This is a genomic window from Demequina ureilytica (assembly GCF_048553575.1).
Lineage (GTDB): Bacteria > Actinomycetota > Actinomycetes > Actinomycetales > Demequinaceae > Demequina.
This window is the reverse complement of sequence record NZ_JBLZIE010000001.1, coordinates 1412543-1424596: the sequence shown is the minus strand read 5'-3', so window position 1 is coordinate 1424596 and position 12054 is coordinate 1412543. Positions and strand designations below refer to the sequence as shown.

Genomic DNA, 12054 nt, shown 5'->3' with positions numbered 1-12054 from the left:
TCCGGATCTAGCGGACCTCAAGCGCTCCGCGGACCGCGGCACCCACGCCCGCGGGGACGTAGGCGTCGATGTCCCCGCCGTGCCGCGCAACGTCCCTCACGAGCGACGAGGCGATGTGGCTGAGCGCGTTGTCGCCGGTCAAGAACACTGTCTCGATCCCGGTGAGGGAGCGGTTCATCAGGGCCATGGGGCGCTCGACATCGTAGTCCGCTCCCCCGCGCAGGCCCTTGACGATCGCCGTGGCGCCCACCTCTTCACAAAAGTGCACGAGCAGTCCCTCGATGACCTCGACTCGCACACTCTCGAGGTGCGACGTCGCACCCCGGGCAAGGCGCGTCCTCGTCTCTGCGTCGAGCAGAGGGGTCTTGGTCGAGTTGTGGGCGATGCCGATGACCACCTCGTCGAACATGGTCGCCGCGCGGGCCGCGATGTCTACATGGCCCAGAGTGATGGGGTCATACGTGCCGGGGAGGACTGCGAGCGTCATGCGTCGACGCTACCCCAGCGAGCCCAGTGCAGGCGGGTCTGCCCGTAGTCGCGCTCCCGCTCGATCTCGAGCCCCACGGGCCAGTCGACGCGCAGTGCCTTGCTGGCCCACTCCACGACCACCACCGCATCGGCCGCCAGGCGGGGCGCGAGCGCGCCGAGCACCGCCGTGAGGTCCGAAGGCGCGATGTCGTACGGCGGGTCAAGCAGCACCAGGTCCCATTGGTCCGTGGAGCGAGTGAGGAACGGGAGCACCTTCTCCTTGACCACCCGCGCCTTCTCACCGACGCCGAGCTCGCGCGCGTTCGCCTGCAGCACCCGCGCCGCCGACCCAGCGGCCTCGACGAACGTCGCTGACGCCGCGCCACGGCTGAGCGCCTCGAGACCCAGCGCACCGGACCCGGCGTAGAGGTCGAGCGCCCGGGCTCCGTGGATGGCGTCCTGATGATCCAGGCGCGAGAACAGGGCCTCGCGAACGCGATCGGTGGTGGGGCGCGTGCCGCGCGGGGGCACGGTGATGCGGCGGCCGCCGAGGTCTCCGGCGATGATCCGTGTCATGCACCCAGGGTAGGGCGCGGCACGGTGCGCCCCGCGCTAGGCCGCAACGATGGCGAGCGCGATCGTCCCGAGGTAGATGCCTGGGATGGCGATGCCCTCGAATCCAATGCCACGCCTGTCGCGCACCACGAGCCCCGCGGCGAGCACGGCGCAGATGAGCGCCGTGCCTGCCAGGAGGACCAGCGACGTGGGCCCCACTGACGCGTAGATCGAGCCACTGAAGAAGAACACGTCCGCGACGGCGATCATGAGCGTGTCGAACACGTTGCCGCCCACGATGTTGCCGATCCCCAGCTCGATAGATCCAATGCGCACCGCGGCCAGCAGGGTGATGAGCTCGGGCAGCGAGGAGATGGCCGTCGTGATCGTGAAGCCTGCGACCGACGGCGGAATACCAGTGGCGGCGACGACACCCAGTCCCGCCTTCGCGACGACCCAGCCGAACCCGGCCACCACGACCCCCAGCACCGCGAACCACACCCACAGCGCGCGTAGAGACCTGTTCGACTGCTCGGGGGGCTCCTCGTCACCGGTGTCCGAAGTCTCCTTGGCCTTCCACTGCGGATGATCCTCGACAGACTTCACTAGCCGCAGCCCGTAGAAGTACAGCGCGGGGATGGCAAGCGTCAGCGGGTGGAACCACCCCCAGGTCAGGTCGGGGGTCGCGTACGCTGCCACGGGCAGTGCCAGGAGCGCCAGCAGGATCAGCGACTGGAGCAGGTTGGGCAGCGACGCGGCCGCGTGCTCGAGATTGGTGCGGCGATACAGCAGGTCCGCGATCGCGATCCACACAGTCTGGATCGCGACGCCACCAATGGGGTTGGCGATCGCAAAGTCGGCCTCTCCGGACAGTGCCCCCGTGGCCGTGGTCACGATGCCTGTCAGCGAGGTGACGGCGCCCAGGAGGAGCGCCCCCGCAGTGGCCTTTCCCATGCGTGTGCGCTCGGCCAACTCATCCGCGACATATGCAAGCCGCGTGCCCCCGAAGCCGAGCACCACCACGGCGGCCGCGAGTGCCGCTACCGACGGCCACAGGGGCCACGCGTCTTGCATGCGGTCACTCCTCATCCCAGCGCGCCGCTGCAACGGCCTGCCCGCCCGCGTGCGTCTTGCCTGGTTGACAAACACGGCAGGGACACCTGCGCATTCCGACGGCATCGCGTGAAGGCACGCGTCCCCGCGGCTGAGGCCGGCGGGTAGGCGGGCAACGGCGCACTCTGCGTGCAGCCCGTGACTAGGCTGTGCCTGAACTGAAGAGGGGCTCCATGAGCGACGACACCGCGCCCGATAACACCGCGCCCGATGACACCGTGACCGCCGACACCGCTCATCGCCGACGTTGGCGCCCCACCACGCGACGCGGCTGGCTGGTCGCGACGGCAGCGGTGCTGGTGCTCGGCACCGCCGCGGTCTGGGCGCTGGCGCAACCCGCCACCACCGACACCGCGTCACCGTCCTCCCCCTCACCGACCGCTGCGGCCACGGCGCCCGCGCACCAGTGCGCTGCCCGGCTCGTGGTCCGCGACGAGTGGCCCGGGGGCTTCAACGCCGACGTGGTCGTCAGCGCCACCGAGGGCGCACTCGAGTCGTGGTCCGTCGCGCTCGACCTGGGAGACGCCGTCGTCGATGGCGCATGGAGCTCGACGCTCGAGGCCGGCGCCACTGCAAAGGTCGAGGTCGCGAGCCTCGAGCACAACGGTGCGATCGCGGACGGCGCCGAGACCTCCTTCGGCTTCACGGCGTCAGGGACGGCCGATGCGATCTCCGCCGCGTGCGCCGGCTCGGCTGACAGCCAGGGCGGCTCGGGCGAGGGCGACACGGCTGACGAGCCCGCGACGGCCGCGGACGTCGCTCCCCCTTCGAACGCACCGAGCTCAGACGACTGGTTGAGCGTCGATGGCAACCGGATCATCGACGCCGCGGGCAACCCGGTGTGGCTCACGGGGGCCAACTGGTTCGGCTTCAACACTGCTGATCGCGTGCTGCACGGGCTGTGGGCCGTCAACCTCGAGAGCACCGTCGCGGCGATCGCGGAGCGCGGGTTCAATGTCTTGCGCATCCCCATCTCGACGGAGCTGCTGCTGGAGTGGCGTGCTGGTGCAGCCACGGCGACCACCAACGTCAACACGGCCACCAACCCGGATCTCGCGGACGCCACCACGCTCGAGGCCTTCGAGGCGCTGCTGGTCGCCTCTAAAGCGCACGGGGTCAAGGTGATCCTGGATGTCCACTCGGCGAAGGCGGACAACGCGGGCCACGTCGCGCCGCTGTGGTCGGCGGAAGGCATCTCGACCGAGGACTTCATGGTCGGCTGGGAGTGGGTGGCCGAGCGCTACCGCGAGGACGACACCATCGTCGGGTTCGACCTCCAGAACGAACCTCACGGCAGTCCGCCTGACGGTCCCCGCGCGACGTGGGGGGACGGGTCGGACTCAGACTGGCGCGCCGTCGCCTCGGAGGCCGCGCAGCGGATCCACGCCGTGCACCCGGACGCGCTGCTGCTGGTCGAGGGCATCGAGGCCACCCCGGCCGACGGCGAGCAGTGGTCGTCGAACGATCCGGGCGACTACGACATCACGTGGTGGGGTGGCAACCTGAGGCTGGCTGGCGCGCAGCCCGTGGAGGGGCCGGCGACCAAGATCATGTACTCACCGCACGACTATGGCCCCCTGGTCTACGAGCAGCCGTGGTTCCAAGGATCCTTCTCGGCCGCGAGCCTGGAGAGAGACGTCTGGGGCCCGACTTGGCTGTACCTACACGATGACGGCACCTCACCCCTGTTGATCGGCGAGTGGGGTGGCCGCCTGGGCGAGGACGAGCGCCAGGACCGGTGGATGACGCACCTGCGGGATCTCATCGTGGACCGGCACCTCCATCACACGTTCTGGGCGGTGAATCCGAACTCGGCCGACACTGGCGGGCTGCTTCAGGGCGATTGGACGAGTTGGGACGAGGACAAGTACGCGCTGGTCGAACCGGCGCTGTGGCAGGACGAGAATGGCACGTTCGTGGGCCTGGATCACGAGGTCCCGCTGCCGGGTGGCATCACGGTGACCGGGCACTACGCGGCCGGCGGGCGACCACCTGTCGACTGAGGTCAGCCGCGCTCGAGGTAGTCCTCGCGCTCGGGGCCGAGCCACGCGTCGATCGCGGAGGCGAGGGCTGGGACGGACGCCAGGCCCGGGTCCGCAGCCACCAGGTCTTGCGCGACCGCTCGCGCCTCCTCGATCACGTCCGCATCCTTGACCACCCGCAGCAGTCGAAGTGAGTTGCGCCCTCCCGACTGCGCGGCTCCCAAGACATCGCCCTCCCGGCGCAGCTCGAGGTCCTTCTCCGCCAATGCAAAGCCGTCAGTGGTGGACGCGACGGCATCGAGCCGTTCGCGAGACAACGACCCGGGCTCTGCCCTAGACACCAGCAGGCACAGACCCGGAAGCGCGCTGCGCCCGACCCGGCCCCGCAGCTGGTGCAGCTGGGACAAGCCGAACCGCTCGGCGTCCAGCACGATCATCACGGTCGCCTCGGGCACGTCGACGCCCACCTCGATCACCGTCGTGGAGACCATCACGGGCGCATCTCCTGAAGCGAAGGCCGCCATCGTAGCGTCCTTCGCCTCGGCCGGGAGCCGACCGTGCATGAGGCCGATGCGCACGCCAGCGAGTTCGGGCCGCGCGGCGAGCATCTTGGCCGTCTCGGTCACCGACGCGAGCGGCACGCTCGCCGGGGGCGCATCATCGCCCTCCCACTCGAGCGTGAGCGGCTCGTCACCGGGAGCATCGGCCGTATTAGTCGGCGGGGCGTCGTCCCCCCCTGCGAGCTCGTCAGCGTCGATGCGCGGGCACACCACGTAGACGCGCCTGCCCTGATCGACCTCCTCCCTCACCCGCTGCCACGTGCGCGCGAGCCAGGCCTCGTTCTCGGCAGGGACCACGTGTGTCACCGTCTCGGCTCGCCCCGGGGGGCGCTCCCCGAGCGTGGACGTCTCGAGGTCCCCGAACACCGTCATGGCGACTGTGCGCGGGATGGGCGTCGCGGTCATCACCAGCATGTGCGGCGGACGGTCGCCGCGAGTGCGCAAGGCGTCGCGCTGCTCCACGCCGAACCGGTGCTGCTCGTCGACGACCACGAGTCCGAGATCGGCGAACTGCACGCCCTCGCTCAGCAACGCGTGCGTACCAACCACGATCCCCGCGGCGCCCGATGCGGCCTCACCGAGCGCCTGACGTCTGACCTTCGATCCCTGCGAACCGGTGAGCAGGGTGATCCGCGTGGCGCGATCGTCCCCGCCCAGGAGCCCCGCGTGAGCAAGCGGACCGAGCAGCTGCTCCAGGCTACGCAGGTGCTGCGCCGCGAGCACCTCGGTAGGAGCGAGCAGCGCGGCCTGGCCCCCCGCATCCACCACTTGCAGCATGGCGCGCAGGGCGACCACCGTCTTGCCTGCCCCGACGTCTCCCTGGAGGAGCCGCATCATCGGAATGGTGCCCGCCAATGAGCGCGAGATCTCCTGACCCACCGTCGCCTGCGCGGTCGTCAGCGCGAACGGCAGCCGCGCGTCCAGCGCCGCGACCAGGCCGTCCGTGCGAGGCGGCCGGGGAGTTGCGGCGAGTTCCTCCCGCGCCGCCCGGCGGCGAGCGAGCGCCGTCTGCAACACCAGTGCCTCCTCGAAGCGCAACCGCTCGCGCCCGCGCTGCCAGATCTCCGGCCGCTCGGGCACATGGACGGCGCGCAGCGCCTCGAGCAGCGACGGCAGCTCGCGCGCCTCACGGACCGCGGCAGGAATCGGGTCCGGCACGTCCTCCTCGGTCAGCGGGTCCAAGACGGTGCGCACCGACCGGCCGATGCGCCAGGTGGGCACCGCCGCGGCGGCAGGGTAGATCGGGATGGGGCGGGAGGCCTCGAGCACGGCCTCGTCCTCGTCTGCGGCGTCCACGCCGACGATGAGGTAGTCCGGGTGCGTGAGCTGGCGCCGGCCGCGATATTCCCCCACCGTGCCCGTGAACAGGCCGGTGCTTCCCGGCTTCAGCTTCGACTCGTGCATGCGCAGTACGCCGGCACGCTTGGCGAAGAACGTGAGCTGAAGGGTGTCGCGGCCATCGGTCACGATCGCCTCGAGCATCGCTCCGCCGCGCGAGCGCATGCTGCGGACCTGGGCTGACCGGACCTCCGCCATCACCGTGACGTGCTCGCCGTTGGCAAGGGCCGCGATCTCCGACCTCTCCCCCGGGGATCCATAGCGCCGCGGGTAGTGCCGCAGCAGGTCCTCGACGGTCTCCAGCCCGAGCTTCTTCAGGCCGCCGGCGGTGCGGGCTCCGAGCACGCTGGTGAGCGGCTCGGCGAGCCGATCCGTGGCCGTCATGTGGGTGCGTGCTCGACGCCGATCAGCACCCCCGGGTACGCGTGCTCGCCGCGGTACACGTTCACGTCTGCGTCGGGAGACGCCGCACGCACCGACAGGCGGACCGCGTCCGCAACGCTGTCGGGGACACCCGCAGCGAGAATCAGGGAGACCACCTCGGTGGCGGAGTCCACCAGGCGGTCGACGTCATCGTCGAGGGCGTCGCCCGTGCTCTGTCCGACGGTGGTGGCAGCGACGGCACCCGCCATCTCGTCGGCGAGGTCTTGTCCCGGCGTGACGAGGGCCGCGGCGGCCACGGCCGAGATCACCTGAGCCTCGTGCTGGCTCTCGAGGACGGTGAGCGCGGGCTTGCGACGCTTGCGGGCGAGTTCGTCTGCCGCGGCCCGCAGAGCGGGGTGGCCGGCGACCACGACGGCCGCGACCCCGGACGCGTCCTTGACGGCACGCCTGAGCGCGCGCCGCTTCAGGGCCGTCGGATCGGGCACGACCAGCACGATGGCGCCTGCGTCTGCGAGCGGTTCCGCAAGGCCGGGGCATTGCGTGAGGGCGACGATGCCAGTCGACGCACGATCAGCGTCGTGACCCACGCGTACATTGCGCACGACGATCTGCCGTGCGTGGGCCTCGATCCCACGCGCCACGGCGAGGTGGGGTGAGTCGGTATGAACGTGGGCCTGCCACAGGTCGTGAGAGCCGGTGACGGAGACCGAGTCGCCGAGCGCCTCGAGGTCAGTGGTGAGCGACGCGTGGATGTCCTCGCGCGAAGTCGCGACGAACATCACCTCGTAGGTCCCGCCACGGTCGTGATGGACGTGAGAGATGCGGGTCGCGCCGACGTCGGTGACCTCCCATTCGACGCGGTCCAGGGAGTCCAGCACGGTGGGGCCTCCTAATGTCTCCGCGAGCATCTCGAGCTGGAGCATGAGTCCGGCAGCACCCGCGTCGACGACTCCGGCCTCCTTGGCGAGGGGCAGCTGCTCGTACGTCAGCACGAGCGCGGCGCGCCCCTCCTCCACGGCCGCGACAAGGGTGGCGTCGCGACCGGCGCCGCGCTCCATTGCGCGCTGCGCCCCGGCCGCCGCGGCGCGCGCCACGGTGAGGATGGTGCCCTCGACTGGCGTGCCCACTGCGCGGTACGCGGCGTCGGCTGCGCGCTCGAGCGACTGCGCGATCCCATGTGCGTCGACCCTGCCGAGCCCACCGTGCGCATCGATGGCGGACAGGAACCCCGTGAGGTACTGGGAGATGATCACTCCCGAGTTGCCACGGGCGCCCACCAGCGATCCGCGCGCGAACGCCGCCACGACCTCGCGGTGGCTGGCGTCGGCCCCGAGTTTTGCCACAGCGCGGTTGCCCTCGTGGAGCGTCAGGTACAGGTTGGTGCCGGTGTCCGAATCTGCCACCGGGAACACGTTGATCGCGTCAAGACGCTCGCGGGCATGCTTGACCGCGCGCGCACCGGAGTCGAGCCAGCGCCTCACGTCCGTCGATTCGTGCATTCATCCCGTCCAGTCGCGTGCTGCGGCGCGGTCCACCTCAGCCGCTGTCGCGGCACCGGACCTTACGATTTCCTGGGACCATGGTGTCACGGCGCACCCTGAAGGCCGGCGAGGTCCCCCTCGCCGATACCGCTCAGGATGCCGCCGGTTGCCCAGCCCGGCATTCGTCAGATACCCTAGTGCGGTTGTCCGACACCGGACAGATGAACGTGGCGCCGCCCAGTCGGGCGCAGCGCAAGTGGAACTTGAGGAGAACTATCGTGGCTGCCAACTGCGACGTCTGCGGTAAGCGTCCGTCCTTCGGACACTCGATCTCGCACTCGCACCGCCGTACCAAGCGTCGCTGGAACCCGAACATCCAGCGTGTGCGCGCCGTCGTGGCGGGATCGCCCAAGCGCGTGAACGTCTGCACCTCCTGCCTCAAGGCGGGCAAGGTTCAGCGCGCCGTCTAGACCAACGCGTAACTGAAAAGAGCCGGCGCCACCTTCGGGGGCGCCGGCTCTTTCACGCTCGGCGTCGCTCACCCGCGGACGTCGATATCGTGCCCACTGGCATCGGTCCAGTCGAACTGCTGGATCGAGGCCTCCGCAGTGTCCAGGTCGAGTTCCCAGGTCAGCTGAGACCAGCTGTCCGCCCACGCGTCCTGGTGGGAATCCCACCACTGACGCCACTCGCGACCGCCACGCTCAGGCTCTCCGTCGGGAACGTCGTGTTGCCCGGGCGGGGGCGGTGGGCCGTCCGCGCCGGGCGCGTCGGCAGCGGAACGGTCAGTGCGAGCGTCGCTCCCAGCCGTGCCTGCATTGCGAGACATTGCGTGCCCCATCGGGGCCGGGTCGACGGGACGCGGCTCCACCTGCACGGTGTCGACAGTCGATTCCGCCTCGACCGCTGGCGAATCCACCTCCGGCACAGATGCCGAGGCGCGGGTAGCGCGATCACCCTGAGCAACGCCGGTCGCGCGCTGATCGCTACCGTCGATGCCCGCTTGCGCCGCGACATAGGCGAGCCCGATCGATGCCAGCGCCACCGCAGCGGCCACGGCCGCGGCTCGCGCCACGAACCGCGCTTCTCGATCAGTGGAATCAGCAACAATCGCGCGCGGCTCGAGGGCGCGACGATCGGGCGAATCCCCTGGCATGAACATGACCGTAGCAGTGAAGCGCCCCTCACATGTGGCGCCCGTCACACCGCCGTCAGGAGAAGTGATCCCAGCCCTGATCCGAGGGACTCTGTCCGTCCACCAGCAGTTGGCCTTGGCCCTCTTCGGCCACGCCTATCACGTGCCATCCGGCGGGCACGGCCTGCGCACGTGGGAACGTCGCGAGCATGTGGTGGTCCTCACCGCCCGCGAGCGCCCATGCGAGCGCGCTGTCAGGCTCGCCGAGTCCTGCGGCCGTCCGGCGCGCCGCCTCATGCACCGGCACGGACTCCGAGTCGACGGAGATCGTCAAGCCCGATGCCCTCGCGAGCCTCGCCGCATCGCGCGCCAGGCCATCGGAGAGGTCCATCATCGCGGTGGCCCCGTGCAGCGCCGCCTCCAGGCCCGCACCGATGCGCGGCCGCGGGCGCAGGAACAGCCCGATCGCCTCCTCGTCCACACGCTCGCCCCGCGACAACTGCGCGAACCCCGCCCGTGCCGCGCCCAGCGCGCCCGCAACCGCGACGACGTCCCCGGCCCGCGCATCGGCCCGCGTGATCGGTTCCGTGCCGTGCGTCTCACCGATGGCCGTGACCGCGACGACGATCTCGCTCGCACCGGACAGATCCCCTCCGACGACCCCCACTCCGTGTGGCTCGCACGCCTCACGAAGCCCGTCCGCGAGCTCGAGAACGAACTCGACCGGGGTCGACGATGGAGCGCACAGCGTCACCTCCAGCGCGGTGGGGACCGCGCCCATCGCATCGATGTCCGCCAGGTTCTGCATGGCCGCTCGCCATCCGACGTCCGCGCCGTTCGACCACTCGAGCCGGAAGTGCCGGTTCTCGACGAGCACGTCGGTGCTGACCACCAGGTGGCCGTCGACCGCGAGCACCGCGGCATCGTCGCCCGGTCCGAGGATCGCGGCGTCGGTGCTGGGCAGTCGCGGGGAGAACAGCGCGATCAGCGCGTCCTCGCCCATCTCTCCGAAAGTCGTCATGCGAAGAGCCTAGGCTGCCGCATCGGCCGTCCTGAGCCAACCCCCGGTGCGGGTGAGCCGCCAGTACGCGGCGCCCAGCAGCAAGCCGCGCGCGACATTGAGCAGCGTGAAGGCGAGCCACAGATCGTCGTTGCTCGCCTCCCCCCGCACCCACGCGGGCACGAGGAACACCGGCAGATACACCCCCACGACCGCGACCAGCATCATGTTGCGCATGATCCGCGTCTGTCCGCTACCGATGAAAATCCCGTCGAGTTGATACGCCGCCACAGAGATCAGTGGGAGCCAGGCCGCCCAGTGGTAGTACTCAGCCGTGGTCTGCGCGAGGTCCGGCAGGCTCGTCATCAGCGTGATGAAGGGGCCCTGGCCGATCAGAAACAGCGCCGTGAACACCGCGGCGATGCCCAGCGCGGGCAGGGTCGCCGCCGCGTTCGCGCGGTGGAACTCGTCGAGCCTTCTTGTGCCGAGGGCGCGCGCGCTCATCGCCTCGGCCGCGTGGGCGTAGCCGTCCAGCCCGTAGCTCGCGAGCAGCGTCACCTGCAACAGGATCGCGTTGGCGGCGAGGACCTCCTCGCTGATGCGCCCGCCCGCGGCGGTCAGGAACGTCAGCGCCATGTACAGCAGCGCCGTACGGATCGCGAGGTCCGCGTTCATCGTCAGCAGCGCCCGCCACCGCGAGCGCAGCCCCTGCCCTCGCCAGCTTCGCAGGCGGGCCCTCAGCGCGGGGTCCAGGAACCGCCACAGCAACACGACCGCGACGGCCAACCCCAGCCACTCGGCAATCAGCGTCGCCCACGCGGCTCCGGATGCCCCCCAGCGGAGGCCGCCCACGAAGACGATGTCGAGCACAAGGTTCACGAGGTTGACGACCACGGCGATCGCAAGGGGACGGCGGGTGTCCTGCGAGCCGATGAAGTACCCGGTGATGACGGAGGTGGCGAGCACTGCGGGCAGCGAGTGCACCCGGATCTGCCCATAGGTCGTCGCGAGCTCGCGCACCTCGCCTGCGGGCGCCACGATGGACATCGCCAGCGGGATCGCCACCCACTGCAGCACCAGGATCGCTACCGCGATGACGCCCGCGAGCATCAGGCTGCGCTGCAGATGAGAGATCGTGTCCAGCGGGCGGCCGGCACCGACGGCGCGCCCTACCAGGCTGGTGGTGCCGAGCCTCAAGAACGACAGCACCCAGTACGCCGCAGACAGCACGATCGCGCCCGCGGCGACGGCCCCCAGGTTCTGCGCGTCCGAGAAGTTCCCCAGCATCGCGGTATCGACCAGTCCCACGAGCGGAACCGAGATGTTCGCGACGATCATGGGCCACGCGAGGGACAGCGCGTGCCGGTGCGGTAGACCGGCGAAGAGGGCGCGGCGGGATGTCACGGATCGACGCTACCTGCTTGCGCAGGCGGGACCGACCGATGCGGTGGCCGGGGGCGGCGCTCGCCCGAACTACGCTGGAAGCCATGCCTGGTCGCCTTGCCGTCGCCACCGCATCGGCCGTGCTGGCGGTGCCGATGCTCGCCGGCTGCGCGCACGCAGCCGTGGTCGAGGCCGCGCCGTACGCCGGCGACCCGGACTGCGCCCGCGTCATGCTCGCAGTTCCCGAGGACGTGGGCGGCCTGGACATGCGCGCGACCACGTCGCAGGCCACCCAGGCGTGGGGAGAGGAGTACCCCATCGTGGCGCGCTGTGGAGTCGAGCCCCCAGGCCCCACGACAGAGCAGTGCGTCGCCATCGACACCCCGGCCGCCACCGTCGACTGGCTGTTGCGCGAGGAGGGCGAGGACTGGGTCGCCGTGACCTTCGGCCGCTCCCCCGCTCTCGAGCTCACAGTCCCGCAGGTCCGCGCGGATGAGGCGGTGGGCGACGTGCTTGCGGAACTGTCCCCCGCCGCGGCGCTGGCTCCCTCCAACGGGCTCGAGTGCTCGTAGAGCGCTGATCACGGCGCTGGCTCTTCTCGCGAAAACTCGGGGTGGCGCTCGAGCCGCGCAGGGGTATTATGCGTGCATGTGAC

Annotated in this window: 11 protein-coding genes; 3 read left to right on the top strand and 8 right to left on the bottom strand. The window is 70.4% G+C overall.

Going from position 1 to position 12054, the window contains the following annotated elements; genetic code table 11:
- Positions 1-7: 7 nt before the first annotated feature.
- The 3 genes from coaD to ACNI3K_RS06515 are packed head-to-tail and all read right to left on the bottom strand — an operon-like array spanning position 8 to position 2097.
- Positions 8-487: a pantetheine-phosphate adenylyltransferase gene (gene coaD / locus ACNI3K_RS06525; RefSeq protein ID WP_419391031.1), complete on the bottom strand. Its 480-nt coding sequence runs from the start codon at positions 485-487 to the stop codon at positions 8-10.
- A complete protein-coding gene (gene rsmD, locus ACNI3K_RS06520) occupies positions 484-1044 on the bottom strand; it encodes a 16S rRNA (guanine(966)-N(2))-methyltransferase RsmD (RefSeq protein ID WP_419391030.1) in 561 nt (186 codons plus the stop codon). The genes coaD and rsmD overlap by 4 nt, the downstream gene beginning before the upstream one ends.
- Before the next feature lie 36 nt (positions 1045-1080).
- On the bottom strand, positions 1081-2097 hold the full coding sequence (locus ACNI3K_RS06515; protein ID WP_419391029.1) for a sodium:calcium antiporter: 1017 nt from the start codon (positions 2095-2097) through the stop codon (positions 1081-1083).
- Between the two features lie 212 nt (positions 2098-2309).
- Between ACNI3K_RS06515 and ACNI3K_RS06510 the strand changes: the two genes are divergently transcribed.
- Positions 2310-4139 carry a cellulase family glycosylhydrolase gene (locus tag ACNI3K_RS06510; protein WP_419391028.1) on the top strand — a complete coding sequence of 610 codons (1830 nt, stop codon included), beginning with the start codon at positions 2310-2312 and terminating at the stop codon, positions 4137-4139.
- Positions 4140-4141: 2 nt separating this feature from the next.
- Here ACNI3K_RS06510 and ACNI3K_RS06505 read toward each other — a convergent pair whose 3' ends face one another.
- Both ACNI3K_RS06505 and ACNI3K_RS06500 read right to left on the bottom strand, forming a co-directional pair.
- On the bottom strand, positions 4142-6400 hold the full coding sequence (locus ACNI3K_RS06505; protein WP_419391027.1) for an ATP-dependent DNA helicase RecG: 2259 nt from the start codon (positions 6398-6400) through the stop codon (positions 4142-4144).
- On the bottom strand, positions 6397-7899 hold the full coding sequence (locus ACNI3K_RS06500) for a DAK2 domain-containing protein (RefSeq protein ID WP_419391026.1): 1503 nt from the start codon (positions 7897-7899) through the stop codon (positions 6397-6399). Before ACNI3K_RS06500 ends, ACNI3K_RS06505 begins: the two co-directional genes overlap by 4 nt.
- Positions 7900-8159: 260 nt before the next feature.
- Here ACNI3K_RS06500 and rpmB point away from each other — a divergent pair, with 260 nt between their 5' ends.
- Positions 8160-8351, top strand: a complete 192-nt coding sequence (rpmB, locus tag ACNI3K_RS06495) for a 50S ribosomal protein L28 (protein ID WP_419391025.1) — start codon at positions 8160-8162, stop codon at positions 8349-8351.
- A 68-nt stretch (positions 8352-8419) separates the two neighbouring features.
- Here rpmB and ACNI3K_RS06490 read toward each other — a convergent pair whose 3' ends face one another.
- The 3 genes from ACNI3K_RS06490 to ACNI3K_RS06480 are packed head-to-tail and all read right to left on the bottom strand — an operon-like array spanning position 8420 to position 11420.
- The gene (locus ACNI3K_RS06490; protein WP_419391024.1) at positions 8420-9037 is read right to left on the bottom strand and encodes a hypothetical protein; all 618 of its coding nucleotides are present in this window, start codon (positions 9035-9037) and stop codon (positions 8420-8422) included.
- Positions 9038-9092: 55 nt separating this feature from the next.
- Positions 9093-10037: a thiamine-phosphate kinase gene (locus ACNI3K_RS06485; RefSeq protein WP_419391023.1), complete on the bottom strand. Its 945-nt coding sequence runs from the start codon at positions 10035-10037 to the stop codon at positions 9093-9095.
- 9 nt (positions 10038-10046) lie between these two features.
- Positions 10047-11420 (bottom strand): MATE family efflux transporter, encoded by a 1374-nt coding sequence (locus ACNI3K_RS06480; protein WP_419391022.1) that lies wholly within the window; start codon positions 11418-11420, stop codon positions 10047-10049.
- A gap of 83 nt (positions 11421-11503) precedes the next feature.
- Here ACNI3K_RS06480 and ACNI3K_RS06475 point away from each other — a divergent pair, with 83 nt between their 5' ends.
- Positions 11504-11971 carry a DUF3515 family protein gene (locus ACNI3K_RS06475; protein WP_419391021.1) on the top strand — a complete coding sequence of 156 codons (468 nt, stop codon included), beginning with the start codon at positions 11504-11506 and terminating at the stop codon, positions 11969-11971.
- The last annotated feature ends 83 nt before the right edge of the window (positions 11972-12054 follow it).

Bases quoted from the DNA above. Each gene is read 5' to 3' on its own strand.
- coaD (WP_419391031.1), bottom strand. From the start codon at position 487: ATGACGCTCGCAGTCCTCCCCGGCACGTATGACCCCATCACTCTGGGC.
- rsmD (WP_419391030.1), bottom strand. From the start codon at position 1,044: ATGACACGGATCATCGCCGGAGACCTCGGCGGCCGCCGCATCACCGTG.
- ACNI3K_RS06515 (WP_419391029.1), bottom strand. From the start codon at position 2,097: ATGCAAGACGCGTGGCCCCTGTGGCCGTCGGTAGCGGCACTCGCGGCC.
- ACNI3K_RS06510 (WP_419391028.1), top strand. From the start codon at position 2,310: ATGAGCGACGACACCGCGCCCGATAACACCGCGCCCGATGACACCGTG.
- ACNI3K_RS06505 (WP_419391027.1), bottom strand. From the start codon at position 6,400: ATGACGGCCACGGATCGGCTCGCCGAGCCGCTCACCAGCGTGCTCGGA.
- ACNI3K_RS06500 (WP_419391026.1), bottom strand. From the start codon at position 7,899: ATGCACGAATCGACGGACGTGAGGCGCTGGCTCGACTCCGGTGCGCGC.
- ACNI3K_RS06490 (WP_419391024.1), bottom strand. From the start codon at position 9,037: ATGCCAGGGGATTCGCCCGATCGTCGCGCCCTCGAGCCGCGCGCGATT.
- ACNI3K_RS06485 (WP_419391023.1), bottom strand. From the start codon at position 10,037: ATGACGACTTTCGGAGAGATGGGCGAGGACGCGCTGATCGCGCTGTTC.
- ACNI3K_RS06475 (WP_419391021.1), top strand. From the start codon at position 11,504: ATGCCTGGTCGCCTTGCCGTCGCCACCGCATCGGCCGTGCTGGCGGTG.